Origin of the sequence: Geobacter sp. (assembly GCF_027327745.1) — a bacterium.
Classification (GTDB): domain Bacteria; phylum Desulfobacterota; class Desulfuromonadia; order Geobacterales; family Geobacteraceae; genus Geobacter.
On record NZ_DAHVYG010000009.1, the window covers coordinates 26,190 to 44,467 of the forward strand.

General features: G+C 65.2%; 17 protein-coding genes. 8 read left to right on the forward strand and 9 right to left on the reverse strand.

Going from position 1 to position 18,278, the window contains the following annotated elements:
* The first annotated feature begins 69 nt into the window (after positions 1–69).
* On the forward strand, positions 70–972 hold the full coding sequence (locus M6689_RS02065; RefSeq protein WP_298267229.1) for a protoglobin domain-containing protein: 903 nt from the start codon (positions 70–72) through the stop codon (positions 970–972).
* A 176-nt stretch (positions 973–1,148) separates the two neighbouring features.
* Positions 1,149–2,528, forward strand: coding sequence for a sigma 54-interacting transcriptional regulator (locus M6689_RS02070; RefSeq protein WP_298267232.1), 1,380 nt, complete (start codon positions 1,149–1,151; stop codon positions 2,526–2,528).
* A 24-nt stretch (positions 2,529–2,552) separates the two neighbouring features.
* Here the strand turns inward: M6689_RS02070 and M6689_RS02075 are convergent, their stop codons facing one another.
* Positions 2,553–5,531 carry an NAD-glutamate dehydrogenase domain-containing protein gene (locus M6689_RS02075; protein ID WP_298267235.1) on the reverse strand — a complete coding sequence of 993 codons (2,979 nt, stop codon included), beginning with the start codon at positions 5,529–5,531 and terminating at the stop codon, positions 2,553–2,555.
* Positions 5,532–5,801: 270 nt separating this feature from the next.
* Here M6689_RS02075 and M6689_RS02080 point away from each other — a divergent pair, with 270 nt between their 5' ends.
* A complete protein-coding gene (locus M6689_RS02080) occupies positions 5,802–6,002 on the forward strand; it encodes a cold-shock protein (protein WP_039740022.1) in 201 nt (66 codons plus the stop codon).
* Between the two features lie 56 nt (positions 6,003–6,058).
* On the opposite strand, the gene M6689_RS02085 is transcribed toward M6689_RS02080, so the two are convergent.
* Together M6689_RS02085 and M6689_RS02090 are read right to left on the reverse strand one after the other, a co-directional pair.
* Positions 6,059–6,487 (reverse strand): FKBP-type peptidyl-prolyl cis-trans isomerase, encoded by a 429-nt coding sequence (locus tag M6689_RS02085; RefSeq protein WP_298267242.1) that lies wholly within the window; start codon positions 6,485–6,487, stop codon positions 6,059–6,061.
* Positions 6,488–6,669: 182 nt separating this feature from the next.
* Positions 6,670–7,890 carry a class I SAM-dependent rRNA methyltransferase gene (locus M6689_RS02090; protein WP_298267244.1) on the reverse strand — a complete coding sequence of 407 codons (1,221 nt, stop codon included), beginning with the start codon at positions 7,888–7,890 and terminating at the stop codon, positions 6,670–6,672.
* Positions 7,891–7,988: 98 nt separating this feature from the next.
* Here M6689_RS02090 and M6689_RS02095 point away from each other — a divergent pair, with 98 nt between their 5' ends.
* Complete coding sequence (locus tag M6689_RS02095; protein ID WP_298267245.1) at positions 7,989–8,144, forward strand: hypothetical protein; 156 nt, start codon at positions 7,989–7,991, stop codon at positions 8,142–8,144.
* A gap of 57 nt (positions 8,145–8,201) precedes the next feature.
* On the opposite strand, the gene M6689_RS02100 is transcribed toward M6689_RS02095, so the two are convergent.
* Both M6689_RS02100 and M6689_RS02105 read right to left on the reverse strand, forming a co-directional pair.
* Positions 8,202–9,839, reverse strand: coding sequence for an ATP-binding cassette domain-containing protein (locus tag M6689_RS02100; RefSeq protein WP_298267246.1), 1,638 nt, complete (start codon positions 9,837–9,839; stop codon positions 8,202–8,204).
* Positions 9,840–9,958: 119 nt separating this feature from the next.
* A complete protein-coding gene (locus M6689_RS02105; protein ID WP_298267248.1) occupies positions 9,959–10,273 on the reverse strand; it encodes a hypothetical protein in 315 nt (104 codons plus the stop codon).
* A gap of 294 nt (positions 10,274–10,567) precedes the next feature.
* Here M6689_RS02105 and M6689_RS02110 point away from each other — a divergent pair, with 294 nt between their 5' ends.
* From M6689_RS02110 to M6689_RS02125, 4 genes are all read left to right on the forward strand, one after another.
* The gene (locus M6689_RS02110; protein ID WP_298267250.1) at positions 10,568–11,626 is read left to right on the forward strand and encodes an ATP-binding protein; all 1,059 of its coding nucleotides are present in this window, start codon (positions 10,568–10,570) and stop codon (positions 11,624–11,626) included.
* Entirely contained in the window at positions 11,619–12,017 is a 399-nt protein-coding gene (locus tag M6689_RS02115; protein WP_298267252.1) for a response regulator, read from the forward strand. The genes M6689_RS02110 and M6689_RS02115 overlap by 8 nt, the downstream gene beginning before the upstream one ends.
* On the forward strand, positions 12,010–12,582 hold the full coding sequence (locus tag M6689_RS02120) for a CheB methylesterase domain-containing protein (protein WP_298267253.1): 573 nt from the start codon (positions 12,010–12,012) through the stop codon (positions 12,580–12,582). Before M6689_RS02115 ends, M6689_RS02120 begins: the two co-directional genes overlap by 8 nt.
* A 111-nt stretch (positions 12,583–12,693) precedes the next feature.
* Positions 12,694–13,026, forward strand: a complete 333-nt coding sequence (locus tag M6689_RS02125) for an RNA-binding protein (protein ID WP_298267254.1) — start codon at positions 12,694–12,696, stop codon at positions 13,024–13,026.
* A 203-nt stretch (positions 13,027–13,229) separates the two neighbouring features.
* On the opposite strand, the gene M6689_RS02130 is transcribed toward M6689_RS02125, so the two are convergent.
* The 4 genes from M6689_RS02130 to M6689_RS02145 form a co-directional block, all read right to left on the reverse strand.
* On the reverse strand, positions 13,230–14,726 hold the full coding sequence (locus tag M6689_RS02130; protein WP_298267255.1) for an ATP-binding protein: 1,497 nt from the start codon (positions 14,724–14,726) through the stop codon (positions 13,230–13,232).
* 69 nt (positions 14,727–14,795) lie between these two features.
* On the reverse strand, positions 14,796–16,436 hold the full coding sequence (locus M6689_RS02135) for an ammonia-forming cytochrome c nitrite reductase subunit c552 (RefSeq protein ID WP_298267257.1): 1,641 nt from the start codon (positions 16,434–16,436) through the stop codon (positions 14,796–14,798).
* A gap of 177 nt (positions 16,437–16,613) precedes the next feature.
* A complete protein-coding gene (locus M6689_RS02140; protein ID WP_298267259.1) occupies positions 16,614–17,018 on the reverse strand; it encodes a hypothetical protein in 405 nt (134 codons plus the stop codon).
* 1 nt (position 17,019) lies between these two features.
* Positions 17,020–18,189 (reverse strand): VWA-like domain-containing protein, encoded by a 1,170-nt coding sequence (locus M6689_RS02145; protein ID WP_298267261.1) that lies wholly within the window; start codon positions 18,187–18,189, stop codon positions 17,020–17,022.
* Positions 18,190–18,278: the final 89 nt, after the last annotated feature.

Sequence of the window (18,278 nt, forward strand, 5' to 3'; positions counted from 1 at the left end):
ATAATCAATGAAAACGAAAGTCTTCCCCCGGGCGGGAGCAGCTGGCCGCCGTGAACCGGAGCGATCTCGATGTACACCATCCAGCAGATCAAGTCCCACTACCTCTTCAGCGATGAGGATGCCGAGACCCTGAAGTCGCTCCTCCCCATAGCCAAGGAGAACCGGGACCGGATGATCCGGGACTTTTACGACTACCTCCTCGGCATTCCGGAGACGGCGGCGTTCCTCCAGGACGAAGCCCAGATCCAGAGGCTCAAGCTGAGCCACGGGGGGTGGTTCGTGAACCTCTTCTGCGGTGTCTACGACAACCAGTACCACCACAATCTCCAGCGGGTCGGCCATGTCCACGTCAGAATCGGGCTCGATGCCCATTTCGTGAACGCGGCCATGCAGCAGGTGCGCCGCTTTGCCGTCGGCATGATCCGGGAGAACTTCCCCGACCGGGATGAGCGGCGGAAGAAAACCGAAGCGGTGGAAAAGATCCTCGACATCAACCTCGATATCCTGACGGCCTCCTACATCGAGGAGGAACTGAAGAAGGTCTTCATCTCGAAGCGGTTCGAGTCGCTCCTGGTCCGGGCCACGGAGCGCTTCACCTACGGCCTCAACCTGATCCTGGTGCTCGCCCTTGTGGGGGTGTCGCTGTCGGTTGTGGGGCTGTTTTTCTGGGAGATATTCCATGTCGTCGGCGGGGCTGTCGAGAAGGGGATACTGGGCGCACTGGGGACCCTCCTGATCCTCTGGATGATGATCGAGCTCATGGACAACGAGATCAAGAGCCTGAAGGGGGGACGGTTCAACATCCAGGTATTCATCGGCGTCGTCATCATCGCCATCATCCGGGAGATCCTGATCTCGACCCTGCGTCACGACCCCCTGGAGACCCAGGTTTTTCTGGCAGGCACCCTGCTGGTGCTGGGGGTCGTCTACTATCTGGTTGCCCGCAGCCAGCAGCTGTCGATCTCCCGGTGAAATGCATGAACAACTGAGGCTCTTGCAAAACGTCATGAGGAGGCCGGGATGCACGGCGCAAGCGAGCGAGGAAGCGAGGCGTACCCGTTGGTACGTTGAGCTTTCGAGCGAGCGGCAACAAAGCAGACCGGCCCCGCAGCAGTTTTGCCAGAGCCTCAACCGACGCGAGGATGAGTATGGGCTTTGAAAAGGAAACCATGAACCACGCCGTGTACCGGGCGATTCTTGCGAGCATGGGGGAAGGGATCGTCTTTCTGGACGCCGATGACCGCTTCGCCTACATCAACGCGGCGGCGGAGAAGATCCGCGGCATCCGGGCGGAGGACTACCTGGGACGCCATATCCTCACCATCTTTACCACCCACCCACCCCATGTCTCCGAGCGGGTGCAGCAGATGCTGGGGGCTCTCAAGAGCGGCCTCCTCCCCTTTCATACCCACGTCATAAAGGTAAGGGGAAAGATCTTCGAGAACAGCTATTACCCGATCCGCGACAAGGAGGGAAACTATCTCGGCACCCTCATGGTGAGCCGCGACATCACGGAGAAGGAGCGCCTCAAGGAAGAAAACCTCACCCTGCGCGAGCAGGTCCTGTCCGAATTCGGCTGCTGCGACATGATCGGCAACAGCGACGTCATGCGCCCCATCTTCCAGATCATCAACGCCGCCGCCGTTGTCGACTCCACCATCCTGCTCACCGGCGAGAGCGGAACCGGCAAGGAGCTGGTGGCCCGCGCCATCCACCAGCACAGCCAGCGCAAGGACCACCCCATGATCAAGGTGAACTGCGCGGCCCTCCCCGATACCCTCCTGGAATCGGAGCTCTTCGGCCACGAAAGGGGGGCGTTCACCGGCGCCATCAAGGAGCGCAAGGGCAAGTTCGAGCAGGCCCACGGCGGGACCATCTTCCTCGACGAGATCGCGGAGATGCCCCTGGCGGCCCAGGCCAAACTCCTCAGGGTGCTCCAGGAAAGGACCGTGGAGCGGCTGGGGAGCACGCGGGAAATCCGGGTCGACGTGCGGATCATCGCCGCAACCAACCGGGATCTGCGCCGGGAGGTGGAGAGGGGGAGGTTTCGGGATGACCTCTTCTATCGCCTCAACGTCATACCCATACATCTACCCCCACTGCGGGAGCGGCGCGAGGATATCCTCGCCCTGGCCCGGCAGTTCCTGAACCGCTTCGCCGAGAAGATGCACAAGCCGGTCATGGAGATCGCCCCGGAGGCCCGCAAGGCCCTCCTGGAGTACGGCTATCCGGGCAATGTCCGGGAGCTGGAAAACGCCATCGAGCGGGCCGTGGCCCTCTCCCTCGGCAGCACGCTGGGCCGGGAAGACCTCCCCTTGGAATTCACCGCTCCCCGTCCTGCGGCCGTCCTCCCCTCCGCCCACCCTGCCGGCGCCCCCTCCCTGGCCGAGAGTGTCCATTCCCAGGAAAAAACCGCCATCGAAGAGGCCCTGCGCGCCACCGGCAACAGGAAGGGTGAGGCCGCACGGCTCCTGGGGATCTCCCGCAAGACCCTCTGGGAGAAAATGAAACTGCTGGGTATTGCGTAACAGGGCCGCTGACCCGGCGCCTCCCTACTCCGCCGCCGGGAAGTTCCGCGCCAGGTGAAGCCGGATCAGGTCCTCGAACTCCGCCTCCCGGTCGTCCCTGTAGACCATGGAGGAGCCGATCTCGGCGGCGAGGATGGCCGAGAGGTACTTCTGCGGCAGCCGGGCAAGGCGGCGGCGGAAGCGGGGCTCCTCCACGATGATCCGCGGCAGGTGCGCCAGGATCGCCCGGCGGCAGAGGGGTTGCCGGCAGAGTTCCGGGCGCCCCTGGAAGAACCTGAAGAGCCGCGCATAGTTGGCGTTGATCTCGGTGCTCAGCGAATCGGAGATCTCGGTGCAGAGAAGGCCCGGCTGCTCGCGGCGGCGTCTGAGGATGAGCCGCGCCTCGTCGCCGGCCCGCTTTTCGAGGATCTGGAGGACGTCGGCCACATAGCGCCCCTTCTGCTCCATAAACTCCTTCTCGGTGAGGAGCAGGTTGGCGATGATCTCGTAGGAGGAGGAGATGACGCCGCACTTGTTGGCCGAGGCGTCGCGCATGACGATGATCCCCTTCTTCTGCAGCTCGATCCGGGCCTCGGGGGTGATGAAGGAGTTGGCCCCCTCCACGATGGCCCGGGCCGATGGCGTCCCGTCGGGGAGGAGGAAGCGTTCCCAGTTCTCCCGGTCGATGGTCTCGGGGCGGCCGCCGGCCGGGATAAAGAGGTCGGCCGGGGCGGTGAAGACCAACTCGCCGAACTCCTTGGAGAATTCGTCCAGGGAGATCCACTCCTCGCTGAGCCCCGCTTCGGTCATGGAGACCTTCCGGTAGAGCTCCCGCAACCCCTCGCGCCGGCTCCCGCTCCTGAAGAGGATGAAGCCGCCGGGGTGGAGCGCCGCCGGGTCGAAGGCGTCCAGGTCCTGCTGCAGGACGATCCGGCGCAGCGCGTCGTGATCGGCGCCGGCCGGGTCACAGAGGGCCGCGGTGCCGTCGAGGATCAGGAGGATCCGCGCCTTGGGGCAGCGCTCCAGCATGATCCGCAGGGCGTTGCCGGCCACGTCCCCCCCGGGGCCGCCGGTGAACTTGACGGTGAACGGCTCCCGGCGGATGTCGATCCCCAGCTCCTCCATGGTGATCTCGGCGAACTTCATCACCCCGGTGGAGGTGACGCCGTACTCCCTGTGGTTGATCCCGACCCGCTTGCTGGACATGATGCCGATGCCGAGCATGTAACCGCGGCGCTTCGACATCCAGGCGATGGTCTCGATCATGTTGTCGTGCATGTTCTCGTCGGGGCCCAGCTCGATCGGCTCGTCCTCCCGGTAGTAGTCCACCACGGCCGGATGCCGGGCCACGCCGCCATCGGTGACGAAGATGTCGAGGAAGGCGCCGGTGATGCCGTACTGGAGCTTGTAGAGGCGCCAGGTCTCCAGCTCCCGTTCCCGCTCCCGCATCAGGTCCGAGGCGTCCAGGAGCACCACGAGCTTCGATCCCCCCTCGTAGATATCCTTGTTCTTCAGGTGCTGGGTGTGGGCCAGGACGAAGTTCTCGCGGAAGAGGGTGGTGGCATTGGTGACGAGGTCGTCGGGGGTGCGGCAGATGACGGTGCGCCACCCCCCCCGGGCGATGTCGGAGAAGCCGATGTGGTAGCCGAAACCGTAGCGGCTGAAGAAGAAGGTTATCCGGAACGGCACGGCCTGCGGGAGATCGGCGGTGAAATCGGGACCGAGCTCCGCCAGGTAGGCCGGGTCGAGCCGGAAGGCCAGGGCCTGCTTCTCCAGCACGAAGAAGTTGCTCTTCAGGGTGTGGGTGATGAAGGTGAGGCAGCAGCGGAAGATGGTCCGCCGCACCTCGTCCAGGTGGCGGTGTCCGGTGTTGTACTCCGCCACCTCGCGCCGCGCCCCGGCGAGCGCCTTTTCGTATGCCGCCGACCGCTCCGCCACGGCGGGGTCGAAGCGGGAGCGAAACAGCGCTCCCAGTTGGAGCGCGATCTCCGGGTGGGCGAGAAAGGCGTCGCGCACGTCGTCGACCCCGAAGCGGTCGGGCTGGTTGTGGCCCAGGTTCGAATGGCAGAAGGCGATGAAGGCGTTGGTGAGGGTGGCGTCCTCGCCGTTCATGAGACCGCTGGCGACGAACTCGCGGTAGGCGGGGGAGCGGGTCGCCAGGAGCTGGGTGGTGGAGAGCTCCCGCTGGAGCCGGCTGAAGAGCTCCGATCCTTTGGCGAGCACCCCGCCGTCGCGGCGCCGCACATAGAACGTCCCCAGGAAATAGGGATGGATGCCGTTGGAGACGGTGAGGCAGTAGGCGCGGTTCACGCCGAGCTCCAGGCGGTTGAAGACCTCCATCACCTGCAGGAGGAAATCCTTCTGGGGGGGATTGCCCACGGCGAAGAAAACCCGCGACTCGGGGCCCACACCGCTCTCCTCCATCTCCTCTACGCCCAGGTAGAGGCCGCCGCGGCGGTTCCCCTCCTGGTAGAGGCGGAGCACCTGCGCCACCCGGCGCGGGGGGGAGATCAGGACGTAGTTTTCGTTGTTCAACCAGAGGATCCAGAGCAGCCGGTCGAAGTCCGCCAGGTCGAAGTCGGGGTAGAACTTCCGCACCGCCGCCAGCACTTTTCGCCGGATCCCGAGTGGGAGCACCGTCTCCAGCCCCGCCTTGATCTCATCGTTGCTCTTTCGGTCGAACTCGAACCGCTGGATCTCCAGGTTCTCGCCGAGCCCCGGGATCGGGTCGTCGGAGTGGGCGATCATGGCGTAGGAGATCTCCCGCTCCTGGAGCCGGCGGAGGGTCTCGTAGAGGGTCCCCGCCCGGTTCACCATCGCCATGATGAGGGATTTCTCCCGGTCGGCCAGGATGAGGCGGCGGTTGCGCCGCAGCATCCCGAGCTCCCGCGTCAGGAGCCCCAGGGCCTCCGGCTCGTCCTTCATGGCCACGAAGAAATAGGGGTTCATCTGCTCCTTGAGCCAGCGGCGGTTCTCCGCCCGCTGCGCGCTTTGCGCCTTTCCGGATGCCGGTGCCGCATTCATGGTGTCGGACTCCTTCCCGTGCCCCCGAAGGGAGCGGTTTTGTCAAACACAGTATACACGGTTTGATGAAGAGGGTTCCCCTGCATTATCCTTCGGCAAAAATCGCGATTTGTTCAGGAAAGAACGGCGCCGACGGGGTCCCCGGAAAAATATTTTTCGGGGGAGGCAATTAATTCGTGGACATCGGGGAGTGAAAACTGGTAGGGTGAGGAAATGTCTGTGGATTCCCCCGGACAAACTAACACGGCAGTATCAGGAGAAGGAAAGAACATGGTAAACGGTACGGTAAAGTGGTTCAACGACAGCAAGGGGTTTGGGTTCATCGAGCAGGAGAATGGCGAAGACGTGTTCGTCCACTTCTCCGCCATCACGGGCGACGGCTTCAAGTCCCTTGCTGAGGGCGATAGGGTAACGTTCGACGTGGTCAAGGGCCAGAAGGGCCTGCAGGCTGCCAACGTATCCAGAGCGTAAGCACGACGTGCCCACTGGCACCGAAGAGCCCCGGAGAGATCCGGGGCTCTTTTTTTTCACACAATCCTGTCGAACTTCAGGGCAAAGGTGAGATCCAGCCCCGCCAGGGGGTGGTTGCCGTCCAGGGTCACCGTCGCCTCGGTCACCTCGGTGATCACCATCACCCGTTCCGCTCCCCCGCCGAATTCGATCTGCACCCTCCTCCCCACGACAAGGTCGCCTGCGGGGAAACTCTCCCGCCCTACCGTAATGATGTTCTCCTGCAGGCGGGGTCCGTAGGCCTCGGCGGCGGTGATGACGATGTTCTTCGCCTGGCCTGCGGCCATGCCGACGACCTCCCGCTCCAGGGCCGCGAAGACCTCGCCGGCGCCGATGGTGAAGACCAGGGGTTCTCCCCGGTCGACGGTGCTGTCGAAGATCCGCCCGTTGTCGAGGGTGCCGATGTAGTGGATGGCGACGGTGTCGCCGGGGGCTGCCGTTCTCATGGTCTGCTCCTTGCCCGCTGCTTAAATAACAGGCGTCGCGATGATCGGCAGTGACGACGGCCACCTCCCTTCCCGGGGCGAAAAAGCCCGTCAGGGGGCATCTGACGGGCTTCGGTGCCCGGGGGGAGTGCATTCCGTCGTGCCGTGCCTCCCCTCGTCCAGCAGGAATCGGACCAACGGGCTCAGCGCGGGAGCCCTCCTCCCTTAACGCTTACCGCGTACTTCAGGTAGCGCCCCTCGGGGAAGGTGACCGGATAGGGGAAATCCTCCGGCTGACCGCTCAGGGAGATGACCCGCAGCTCGCTCCCCCCCTGGAGGGCGCCCCGGCGCAGCTCCTTCAGGTAGTCGGCCACGTCCACCTTCTGGTGGTTGGAGGAGGTGACGAGGAGCCCCCCCTCTTCCAGGAGCGGCAGAGCCGCCGCCACCAGGTCCGACGTCCCCCCCCGGGTGGTGAAGCGGCTCCTGGCGGTGGTGGAGAAGGAGGGAGGGTCCATGAGGACGATGTCGTAGCGCTTCTTCTGCCGCTGCAGCTCCTCCAGGACGTCGAGGCAGTCGCCGACGATAAACTCGTGGCGCTTCGGGTTGAGGCGGTTGGCGCCGAAATTGGCCTTCGCCCAGTCGGTGTAGGTGGGTGCGGCGTCGACGCCGGTGACGAGGCTCGCCCCCGCCGCCGCGGCCGCCACTGAGAAGGCGCCGGTGTAAGCGAAGAGGTTCAGGACCCGCCGGCCGGCGACCCGCCCCATGAGCTCCCGGCGGTTTTTCCGCTGGTCCAGGAAGAGGCCGGTGTTCAGCCCCTGCTCCAGCTCCACCAGGAAGGTGAGGCCGTTCTCCCGCACCGGCAGGCGCGGCGGCGCCGGGGTACCGGAGAGGAGCCGGCCGTAGCGCTTCGTGTCGCTCACCGCCTCCAGCTCGCGGGTCTTCCGGGGACGGCTCTTCTCGTAGATCCCCGCCGGCCGGAGCACTTCCTCCAGCGCCCGGGTCAGGGCCTTCAGGTGGGGACGCCAGGCTGCGCTGTAGAGCTGCACCATGAGGTACTCGCCGTAGCGGTCCACCGTCAACCCCGGCAGGCCGTCCCCCTCGCCGTTCACGAGCCGCCAGGCATCGGTCCCGTCGTCGAGGCCGGCGTGGGCCTCCCGCAGCCGCAGGGCCGCCCGCAGACGCTTCCCGAGCCATTCTTTGTTCAGGATGAGCCGCTCCCGACCGAGGACCCGTGCCACGACCCGCTCCCCCGGGTCGAGGAGCGCCGTGGCGAGGAAGCGCCCGCTGCCGTCCACCAGCTCCACCAGCTCCCCCGCCGTGCCGGCGGGCCACTTCTTCGTGCAGGCGTCGGCGATGATCCAGGGATGCCCGAGCTCCAGCATCCGCACCGATTCGGGGCCGACGACGACCTTTTTGCGTTCCATCAATCAGCTCCTTTCCCGCGAAGCCCGGCAGCGGCCCCTCCAGCGGCCGGACGCCGAAACCCTTTCCATATTTCCGGCATCCGTGTAGTATCAAACCCATGAAAAAAACGCTGTCGCTTCTCCTGATCGCCTTCGTCCTCGCCGTGGTCTCCTTCGGCACCTGGCAGCTCTTCCTCGGCAATTTCGAGGCGGCCTTCTCCTCTGCTCCCCTGCTGCTTCTCCTCTACTTCTTCATGCGGCCGCAGAACGGGTAGATCCTCCACTCTCCCCTAACCGGCACGACGGCCGGCCCTTCCGTCTACCTGCTTCCGCTACAGGCTCGCCTCCACATGGCCGTGGTAGAGTTCGTCCCGCTCCCGGGCCACGCCGGCATCCTCCAGGAAGTCGTCGAAGGACATCACCCGGTCGATGACCCCGCCGGGGGTGATCTCCACGATCCGGTTAGCCACGGTGGAGACGAACTCGTGGTCGTGGGAGGCGAAGAGGATCACCTCCGGGAAGGTGATGAGCCCGTTGTTCAGGGCGGTGATCGACTCCAGGTCCAGGTGGTTGGTCGGCTCGTCCAGGATGAGGGCGTTGGCGCCGGTGAGCATCATCCGGGAGAGCATGCAGCGGACCCGCTCCCCTCCGGAGAGGACCCCCGTCTTCTTCAGCGCCTCCTCGCCGGAGAAGAGCATCCGGCCCAGGAACCCCCGGGCGAAGGTCTCCCCCTCGCCGGGAGGGGCGTACTGGCAGAGCCACTCGACGAGGTTCAGGTCGTTCCCGAAATAGGCGCCGTTCTCCTTCGGGAAGTAGGAGGTGGTGATGGTCACCCCCCAGCGGAAGGTGCCAGCATCGGGCTCCAGCTCCCCGGCCAGGATCTGGAAGAGGGTGGTCTTAGCGAGGCTGTTGCCGCCGACGAAGGCGATCTTGTCCCCCTTGCGGACGGTGAGGGTGAGGTTGTTCAGCACCGGCACCCCGTCCACCGCCTTGGAGAGCCCCTGGAGCTCCAGGATGATGTCGCCACAGGGGCGCTCCGGCTTGAAGACCACGTAGGGGTATTTGCGGGAAGAGACCGGCATCTCCTCCAGGGTCAGCTTCTCCAGGAGCTTCTTCCTGGAGGTGGCCTGCTTCGCCTTGGAGGCGTTGGAGCTGAAGCGCTGGATGAACTCCTTGAGCTCGTTGGCCTTCTCCGTCACCTTGCGGTTCTCCTCCTGCTTCTGCCGGAGATTCAGCTGGCTCGCCTGGTACCAGAAGTCGTAGTTCCCGACGTAGACCTTGATGACGCCGAAGTCGATGTCGGCGATGTGGGTGCAGACCTGGTTCAGGAAGTGGCGGTCGTGGGAGACGACGATGACCGTGTTCTGAAAGCGGGAGAGGAAGTCCTCCAGCCAGGTGATCGACTTCAGGTCCAGGTGGTTGGTCGGCTCGTCCAGCAAGAGGACGTCCGGGTTGCCGAAGAGGGCCTGGGCGAGGAGCACCCGCACCTTCTCCCCCGGCTCCAGCTCTTTCATCTTTTTGTGGCGCAGCTCCTCGGGGATGCCGAGGCCGTTCAGGAGCACCGCCGCCTCGCTCTCCGCCTCGTAGCCGTTCATCTCGGCGAACTCCGCCTCCAGTTCCGCGGAGCGGATGCCGTCCTCCTCGGAGAAGTCCCCCTTGGAGTAGATGGCGTCCCGCTCGGCCATCACCCGGAAGAGCCGGTCGTGCCCCATGATGACGGTGTTGAAGACCGTCTCCTCGTCGAAGGCGAACTGGTCCTGGCGCAGCACCGCGATCCGCTCGCCGGCCCCCACGGAGATCTCCCCCTTGTCCGGCTCGATCTCACCGGCGAGGATCTTGAGGAAGGTCGATTTCCCGGCGCCGTTGGCGCCGATGAGGCCGTAGCAGTTGCCGGGGGTGAACTTGATGTTGACGTCTTTGAAGAGGACCCTCTTGCCGTAGCCGAGGGTTACGTTGGATGCGCTGATCATGCCCTTTCTTGCTCCCTTTTGCGAAAAATAAAGAACCGCAGGGGCGATCCCTGCGGTTTCAGGTACTTTCCATCTATAGCATTTTCGCCTTCCCGGCGGCAAATCCTTTTTACGCCGGGCTATTCGCCCCGGAAAAACCTCCTGATGCTCCTCCCCAGGTCCCGGAACCACTCGCCGATGGAACGCCCGGCCTTTTTCGCTTCCCGGCCGGTCTCCTTCCCCATCTTCTTGAACCCCTGCCCGACCTCCTTCCCCCCCTCCTTGAAGGCCTTGCCGGTCTCCTTTCCCGCCTCCTTGAACGCCTTCCCCGTCTCCTTCCCGAGCTTCTTGACCCCCTGGCCCACTTCCTTCCCCCCTTCCTTGAGGGTATTGTCGGCCCCGGCGGGGACGGCGAGGCTCAGTGCCAGTACGGCGGCGATGATCGATCTGTTCATGGCATTTCACTCCTTGCGCGCAGTCACTACCACTCTACCACCGGGAGATGATGCCGTCAAAAGCCCTGTCCCCGGACGCCACCGGCAGGCGGTCCACGAACAGACAAAATTGACTATTTTTAACAAGTTACATGCTCAAGAAACGGCCCGTTCCTGCCGATACATACCTGACGGCAGATATTCCTCTGGGACGGCGCATCCGTTGCCGAACTGGCCCGGCTTACCCGGAGCACCCTTACCCTGCGCCCATCCGGCGCCCCGGCGGTCGAAACGGCGCCGGACCCGCGCCGGGGAGTGATCACCTTCTCGCGCCCCCTCACGGGGATCGGCGGCAAGCCGGTGGCCACGGTCGTCGTCCGGATGGATGCGCCGGACATCCGCCAGCTCGTCCGGGAGATGGACAACAACGCCTTCATCGGCACCGCCCTCATGGCGGTCCTCGCCATCCTGGTGGTCTTCGTCCTCGTCTCGCGGCAGCGGCTGAAGAACGCCAATGCCAACCTGGACACCGCCCAGCAGACGGCGCAGATGGGGAGCTGGCAGCGGGAGCTCGAAAGCGGCGACACCTCCTGGTCGGAGAACCTCTACCGGATCTTCGGCCTTGCGCCGAAAGAGACCGTTCCCGGCCCTGAGACCTTCTACACCCTGGTCCATCCCGACGACCTCCCCCGCGTCCGGGAGGCGATCGAACGGTCGGCCCGGGAGAAGAGCGGTTACGAAATCGAGTTTCGCCTGATCCGCCCCGACGGCGCGGTCAGGGTGATGCGCTCCAGGGGGGAGGCGTACCCCGTGGCGGTGGGGCGCACCCGGCTGGTGGGGAGCACCCAGGACATCACCGAGCGCTCCCTCATGGAGCAGAGGCTGTCGAGCCTCATCCGCCAGAAGGATGCCTTCGACCACGAGGCGGACATCCTGGCACGCAAAGGGCTCAGCTTCGAGAACGGGGTCCCCCCCGGCCTCGTCGTGCGGGGGGTGCCGGCCCAGATCGAGGAGCTCTTCGTAAACCTGGTTTCCAACGCCGTCTCCTATTCGCCCGAGGGGAGCGTCATCCGGATCAGCGCCGCAGAGGACAACCGGGTGGTGGCGGTTGCCGTGCGCGACGACGGCATCGGCCTCGAACCGGAACAGCTTGACCAGATCTTCGACGAGTTCTACCGGGGAGACGAGGCGCGCCACGAACTCGGCCGTCCCGGCCTCGGCCTCGCCATCTGCCGCCGGATCATCGCGAACCACCAGGGAAGCATCTGGGCGGAGAGCGCCGGAAAGGGGAAAGGAACGACCATCCGGTTCACCCTCCCCCACCTACCGACAGGACCGAACACTATTTCAGATAAGGAGCCCGCACATGTCTGACGCACAGGTAATGCTCGTCGACGACGAGGAATTCATCCGGGAAGCGGTGGAGATCTACTTCCAGACCAGGGAGGTGAAGATCCTCTGCGTCCCCGGCGGAGAAGAGTGCCTCCGCCAGCTGGCGGCGGGGTTTCGGGGGGTGATCCTGATGGATGTCATGATGCCCCGCATGGACGGCTGGGACACCATCCGCGAGATAGTGAGGAGGGGGCTGCACGCGGGAAACGCGATCATCATGCTCACGGCCCTGGACGAGCCCGACGAGCGGATGGAGGGGCTTCAGGAGTACGTCATCGACTACCTGACCAAACCCTTCGACCCCCAGGCGCTGCTCGACGCGGTCACGTACTACCTAACCCTTCTCGGCGCCGGAAACGCGGGCCATGTTTAACAACCGGCTCGTGGTCATCGGGGTCTCCACCGGCGGCCCCATCACCCTCAGGGAGATTTTCTCCGGGATGCCCCCCCTGGAGGCCGCCGTCGTCATCGTGCTCCACATCCCCCCGGGGATGGACCGGCTGATCGCCAGGGGGCTCGACGCCGTCGCCTCCATGCCGGTGGCCCTGGCTCAGCATGGCGAATACCTGGAGGCGGGGCGCATCTACCTCGCCCCCGGCGGTTATCACCTGACCTTCGAGGGAAACCGGAGGATCATCCTGCGGGAAGGGGAGCGGGTCAATTACGTCCAGCCCTCCGCCGACGTGGCGATGAAATCCCTCAGCAGGCCGCTGCGGGGAAAGATCATCGGCGTCGTGCTCACCGGCATGGGAAAGGACGGGGCCGCAGGGCTCCGCCACATCAAGGAGATCGGCGGTACTACCATCGCCCAGGACCAGAAATCATCCGCCATCTACGGCATGCCGAAGGCAGCCTCCCAGACCGGCGCCGTGGACTTCGTCTTCCCCCCCGACCGGATCCGCGGCAAAATCGTGGAGCTGGTGAACGGGGGGATGTAGCTGCGGCAAAACGGTATCCGCCGCCCCGCCAATCTGGTACTATCGGCGAAACGACAGCGACAACGGATCGCCACCTGCCGGAGCAAAGGGGATGGCGCGGAGAGGAAGACCATGGGAAGAGAACTGTACGTGGGGCACATGTCGTACGAGGCAACGGAGGAGGATCTGAAGCGGCTCTTCGCCGTGGCGGGGACCGTCGTCTCGGTCCACCTGATCACCGACCCCCAGACGAAGAAGTCCAAGGGATGCGGCTACGTGAAGATGGCGACCGCCGAGGAGGCGAAGGAGGCGATCGTCACCCTGGACGGCGCCCTTCTGAAGGACCGCATCATCACCGTCAGCGAGGCGAAACCCCAGAAACAGAAACCCCACCCGCCGGGGGGAGGGGGCCGCAGACCCGGCAAGGGGGCCGGGCACGCGGGAGGGAAGAAACGGCGCGACTAGGAGCCCGTCGGACTTAGGGGCTCCTAGCGGGTGATCTCACCCATTTTTCGCTTGACATCGCGCCATCTTTTTCGTAAAAAACGTCACATTAATTTTTATTGGGCACCTCCGCCCCCTCGGTTCCAGGGACGGAACCTCCTTTCACCACCCAACGCGACCCCGTCGGCATCCAGCCGGCGGGGTCGCGTTATTTCACACCCGCCTCACTCCCCTTCGCCGAGGGTGAAGAAGAACGTGGCCCCTTTTCCCTCCTCCGCTTCGACCCAGATCTCGCCGCCGTGACGTTCGATGATGCGGCGCACCGTGGCAAGGCCGATGCCGCTCCCCTCGAACTCGTCGCGCCGGTGAAGGCGCTCGAAAGGGGAGAAGAGCCGGTGCGCCCGCGCCAGGTCGAAGCCGGCGCCATTGTCGCGCACGAAATAGACCGTCTCCCCCTCCATCTCCCGTTTCCCCACCTCGATCACCGCATCCTCCCGCTTGCCGGTGTATTTCCAGGCATTGCCGAGGAGATTTTCCGCCACCGCCCGCAGCAGGCGCCGGTCTCCCCGCACCACCATCAGATCTCCGATCGACAGCTCCACCCGCCGCTCCGGGAAGCGGAAACGAAGCTCGTCGGCAACCGTCGCGAACAGGACGGAGAGATCGACCGTTTCCCGGCGGATCTCCTCGCGTCCGAGGCGGGCAAGGGAGAGGAGTGCCTCGATGAGGAGGTTCATCTGCCGGCCGGCGGCGATGATTCGCTCCAGGTGCTCCTTCCCCTTCCCGTCGAGCCGCTCGCCGTAGTCCTCCAGGAGGATCCTGCCGAAGCCGTCGATGGAGGTAAGGGGAGAACGCAGATCGTGGGAAACCGAGTAGTTGAAGGCCTCCAGCTCGCGGTTGGCGGCTTCCAGGGCCGCCGTCCGTTTCGCCACCCGCCGCTCCAGGTCGACGTTGGCGGCGCGCGCCCGCTCCTCGGCCCTGCTCCGGTCCGCAATCTCCCGTTTCAGGTCGCCGTTCACCCGGCTGAAGACGACGAGGATCGCCATGGCAAGGAGGAAGAAGAGGGAGTGGATGACGATGATCTGGGTCCGCTGCACGGCATACGCCCGGCCGAAGGGGGCGTAGGGAAAGGAAACGCTGATCCCCCCCAGCACCATTCCCGGCCTGCGGGTTTCGGTCATATTGTGGCAGTGAAAGCAGGCCGCGTCCGACCGCAGCGGCGTCATGAGGCGAAAACAACCTCCCTCCTTACCCGGCTCGATGGACCAGACCTCCGCTTCGCCTCCGGAAAAGCGGGTCAGGGCCCGCTCTTCCCACCGGTCCGGGCGGTTGCCGGGGTTCACCGGCTCAAGGCTCGTGATGTGGATCAGGACATCCTGCCCCTTGTGAAGCTCGTCGGCCAGAAGCCGGGTCATGTAGGCGGGGTTGATCTTCGTGAGCCGCATCCCCTCCGTGGTGACGATGTCACGATGGGGGTCCCTGAGGTAAGGGTTCGGACGGATCACGTCGGAAACGGGGAGGTAGAAGCCGCCATGCTCCGCGTTCCACTGCCTCGTGGCGATGATGGAGCGCAGGAGCGTCCGGCCCATCTGGGCCGCCAGCTCCTCGTGGTGATGGGAGGCGTGGCGGAGATTGAGCCAGAGCGAGATTGCGGTCACCACCAGAAGGAGGATCAGGATGGCATAGCTGAGGGAAATGGAGGTGCGGCGGCGCTTCGTCATGGCGGTCCCTGTCGCAGAAAAGCCCGGGTCTCGGCAAAGACCCGGGCCGGTTCCTGCATGCTCCTGCACTTACTGCTTCTTCGGCTCTGCCCCCCTGGCGGCGCCCGATTTCGCCTCGATGGCCCTGTTCAGCAACGCCACCGCTTCCTTGGACGTGGCGATGGAGGCGGTCAGGGTCTCCCGGGCCAGCCCCGGGTTGTGGAAGCCGTCGCTGTTCTCGGCGGTCCACCACTCCCAGAGGACATGGGCCTCTTCGTGCTTCTCCCGGGCCTTGGCCAAGGTTTCCTCGTCGACCCCCCACCGCTTGGCGACGGCATAGGTGTCGATCAGCTGGCCGAGCCAGTATTCGGCCTTGTGCATCTTACCCCGGATGTAATTCTGGATCGCCTGGATCTGGTAGAGCTTCTGCTCCGACGTGTACTGGGGATGGCAGCGCAGGCAGGCCTCCTTCACGTGGTCCTTCGGTTTGATCACCATGTGGGAGGTGTACTTTTTACCCTGCCTGTTCTTCAGAACCGGCATGTGGCAGTCGGCGCACTTTACGCCGGCCCGGTCGTGGACGCTGCCGGCGAAGGTCTCGGCCTCGGGATGCTGGAGCTTGACGAGCCGCGCCCCGGTCACCGCATGCCTGAAGTCAAAGAAATCCTGCTGCTTCCTGTAATGTTCGAGGATCTCCTTCGGACCGGTGAGCGGCATGTGGTTCGTCCGCTGGTCCTCGTACTTGACCGGCTTGCCGTCGCTGAACTGGAAGCCGGCGCCGCAGGCGTACTCCACGTGACACTGGGCGCACATCATGCGGGAGTCGGCCTTCTGCATGACCCCGATCTTGCGGAAGCCGTCGCGGAAGGAGATCACCTTCAGGTCGGTCTTGCCGCTCTTGTCGGCGAACATCTTCGACCCCTTCTCGTCGATGGCCTGGATGAGGGCGTCACGCACGACGCGCGGCTGGGTGCCATGGGGGTCGTGGCAGTGGATGCACCCCATCGGGTTCTGGGTATCCTTCGCCACGGCGATGACGTCGGAGGTCCGGTCCCACTTGGCCCGCGGGTCCTTATCCCCCATGAACTTCCACTTGAGGATATGGTCGGAGGTCTTGCACTGGATGCAGGTCGGGTTCCCCGCCTTGGCGGTCTCGGCCATCTTGAAGTGCGGCCCCTTGTCCTCCAGGATGTCCCAGGTCTTGCCGACGCTGTCGACGGCAAACCACCCCTTCTTGTACTGGAAGCGGCCGGCGGCGAAACGGTCCACCACGAACTGGTCGGTGACCATGAAGGCGTGGCCGCGGGGCTCGTTGTGCTCGAAGGTAAAGCCGTAGGGGGCCAGCAGCTTGTCCATCATCGGCGAGCGGCCGGCCGGCACCCCCTTCTCCTTGCGGGCCTGGGATTCGTAGTTCACCTTGAGGAAGCTCTCGTACTCGTCCCGGTGGCACGAACCGCAGAGAGCGGCGTCGATCTTCGTCACCGGCTTGTTCTCGTAGCTGGCCAGGTGCTCCTTGAGCTTGTCGTGACACACCCCGCAAGCGAGCTTCGCGTGCCTCGACCCTTCCTTCATCCCCCTGATCTCGTCGTGACAGCCGTAGCAGGCTTCCCGGCCGTCATCCTTCACCTTGGCGGCGGGTTTCCCCTTGGCCGCCGTGGAAAGGACCGGAATCGAAACCGCCAGTCCCGCCCCCGCCACCACCGCAACTGCCGCCAGTCGCCTCTTCCACATAGCCTCCTCCTTTTCACTGCCGGATGTTATTGCACGGCACACCAGCGACAACCTCCGGTTCGATCCCGCCGGTCGAAGGGTGTGCCCCTAAAAGAGATATCAAAGAATGAGGGCAGTTTCAATGCAACACAGCGAAAAACAACCCGATTCCAACCGTGGGAGGATCCATCCGTCTCCCTACCGCTCCCCGGTCAGCTCCTGGAGGAGGTAGACCTTGGGGTTCACCTCCCGGACGCAGGCGACGATCTTCCGCAGGGTTCCCTCGTCGACCCCCTCCTCCAGGTCGCGCCCCTGGAACCAGCGGTATCCCTTCGGAAGGGGGGAGTACGCCCCGTCCCGCATGAGCGAGACGTCCACCAGGTCGTTCACCCGGCCGGCCACCTCCCAGGGGTCGCGGTAGTTGAACTGACGTGCCACGATGTGGAGCCCCATCCCGTTCCCGAAGAGGGCCTTCACCTCGAAGGAGAAATCCCGCGGGGCGCCGTAGCTCTCGCTCCGCCCCGAGCGGGCCATCACCTGTGCACCCGCCTCCTCCAGGATCTCCCGGACCGACTCGGCGGTCATCGGCTTCAGCTCGTCCATCTCACACCTCCAGTCTCATCTCCACCCCCCACGGCGCCGGCTTCTCGCCTTCCCTGGTCAGCACCCAGAGGGTGGGAAACTCCATCTTCTCCGGCGCCGGCCCGGCGCCGTCGGTGAGGTAGATCACCGCCGCCGGCAGCGGGTGCATGGTCCGGGCGTAGGCGAAGACCGGCCTCAGGTCGGTGAAGCCGCCCCCCAGGTAAACCTCGGCCACCGCCGCGCTCCCCCGGAAGCTCTCGACCCGCTGGATCCGGCTGTTGGCGTAGAGGACCGTGATCACCGCCTCCCGCCCCCGGGAGATCCGGACGAGCTCCGTGGCGAACGCCTCCCGCAGCGCCACGACCTCGGTGGAGTCGCTCACGTCGATCCCGACCAGGAGGTTCAGGCGGCGGCGCTTGCGGATCCCCGGGGTCCCGTGGGCGAAGCGGCGGTGCTCCTTCAGCCAGGTGCTCCGGCGGCCGGTCCGCCCCGCGGCGGCCACGAACTGGCGGAGCACCTGGCGCCACGGGATCGGCGACGGGGCGAGCATCCCCGCCACCACCTCCCTGATGTCGGCCGGCACCTCGCCATCGGCCTGGCGCCATGCCTCCCGCACCATCCCCCGCACCACCTCCTCGACGAGCCGAAGCGGGGTGGAGTCGGCATCCTCCCAGAGGGCGTGGTCGTCCACCGTATCGGGAAGGGGCGCGTCGTCACCCGCTCCGCTACCACCCCCACGGTCCCGGGAGGCATCGCCGCTGCCGTGTCCCTCCATCCTCCCCAGGTCGAAGGGATCGGCGAGGCGGGCATAGTACTCCTCGGCGGCAAGCCCCTCCTCCAGGGCAAAGGCCGCCGGCATCACTGCGCCGGCGGGGAGATGGGAGACCGTGGGATTGATGGCCAGATCGCAGGAGAGGTCCCAGTCGCGGGAGGTGCGTCCCTTGCGACGGAGCATGTGGAGGTGGAGCAGGTGCTTGATGCAGTGCTCCAGGAGCCCCTCCTGCTCCGCGGGGGGGAATGCGGCGAAGCGTAAGGGGTTCACCGACAGGGTCGGGACGCCATCGCGCACCGTCACCCCGAGGGGATGGTCGTCCCCCGTCTCGATCCGGCGCAGCCCCAGGAGGAACTGGCCGTAGAACGGCCGGCGCTTCAGCATGCGGACGATGGCGTTTTCGAGGACGGGGATCGGCACGGTGGAACCCTGAACGCCTGCGGCGCGGCAGGCGGGAAGTATCGTCGTGGGGGTGGCGGAATTTCAGTATAGACGATGCGGCAGGGAAT

Excerpts from the sequence above, each read along its gene's own strand:
- M6689_RS02065 (WP_298267229.1), top strand. The coding sequence starts at position 70 with ATGTACACCATCCAGCAGATCAAGTCCCACTACCTCTTCAGCGATGAG.
- M6689_RS02085 (WP_298267242.1), bottom strand. The coding sequence starts at position 6,487 with ATGAGAACGGCAGCCCCCGGCGACACCGTCGCCATCCACTACATCGGC.
- M6689_RS02095 (WP_298267245.1), top strand. The coding sequence starts at position 7,989 with ATGAAAAAAACGCTGTCGCTTCTCCTGATCGCCTTCGTCCTCGCCGTG.
- M6689_RS02070 (WP_298267232.1), top strand. The coding sequence starts at position 1,149 with ATGGGCTTTGAAAAGGAAACCATGAACCACGCCGTGTACCGGGCGATT.
- M6689_RS02140 (WP_298267259.1), bottom strand. The coding sequence starts at position 17,018 with ATGGACGAGCTGAAGCCGATGACCGCCGAGTCGGTCCGGGAGATCCTG.
- M6689_RS02115 (WP_298267252.1), top strand. The coding sequence starts at position 11,619 with ATGTCTGACGCACAGGTAATGCTCGTCGACGACGAGGAATTCATCCGG.
- M6689_RS02090 (WP_298267244.1), bottom strand. The coding sequence starts at position 7,890 with ATGGAACGCAAAAAGGTCGTCGTCGGCCCCGAATCGGTGCGGATGCTG.
- M6689_RS02105 (WP_298267248.1), bottom strand. The coding sequence starts at position 10,273 with ATGAACAGATCGATCATCGCCGCCGTACTGGCACTGAGCCTCGCCGTC.
- M6689_RS02135 (WP_298267257.1), bottom strand. The coding sequence starts at position 16,436 with ATGTGGAAGAGGCGACTGGCGGCAGTTGCGGTGGTGGCGGGGGCGGGA.
- M6689_RS02120 (WP_298267253.1), top strand. The coding sequence starts at position 12,010 with ATGTTTAACAACCGGCTCGTGGTCATCGGGGTCTCCACCGGCGGCCCC.
- M6689_RS02125 (WP_298267254.1), top strand. The coding sequence starts at position 12,694 with ATGGGAAGAGAACTGTACGTGGGGCACATGTCGTACGAGGCAACGGAG.
- M6689_RS02130 (WP_298267255.1), bottom strand. The coding sequence starts at position 14,726 with ATGACGAAGCGCCGCCGCACCTCCATTTCCCTCAGCTATGCCATCCTG.
- M6689_RS02100 (WP_298267246.1), bottom strand. The coding sequence starts at position 9,839 with ATGATCAGCGCATCCAACGTAACCCTCGGCTACGGCAAGAGGGTCCTC.
- M6689_RS02075 (WP_298267235.1), bottom strand. The coding sequence starts at position 5,531 with ATGAATGCGGCACCGGCATCCGGAAAGGCGCAAAGCGCGCAGCGGGCG.
- M6689_RS02080 (WP_039740022.1), top strand. The coding sequence starts at position 5,802 with ATGGTAAACGGTACGGTAAAGTGGTTCAACGACAGCAAGGGGTTTGGG.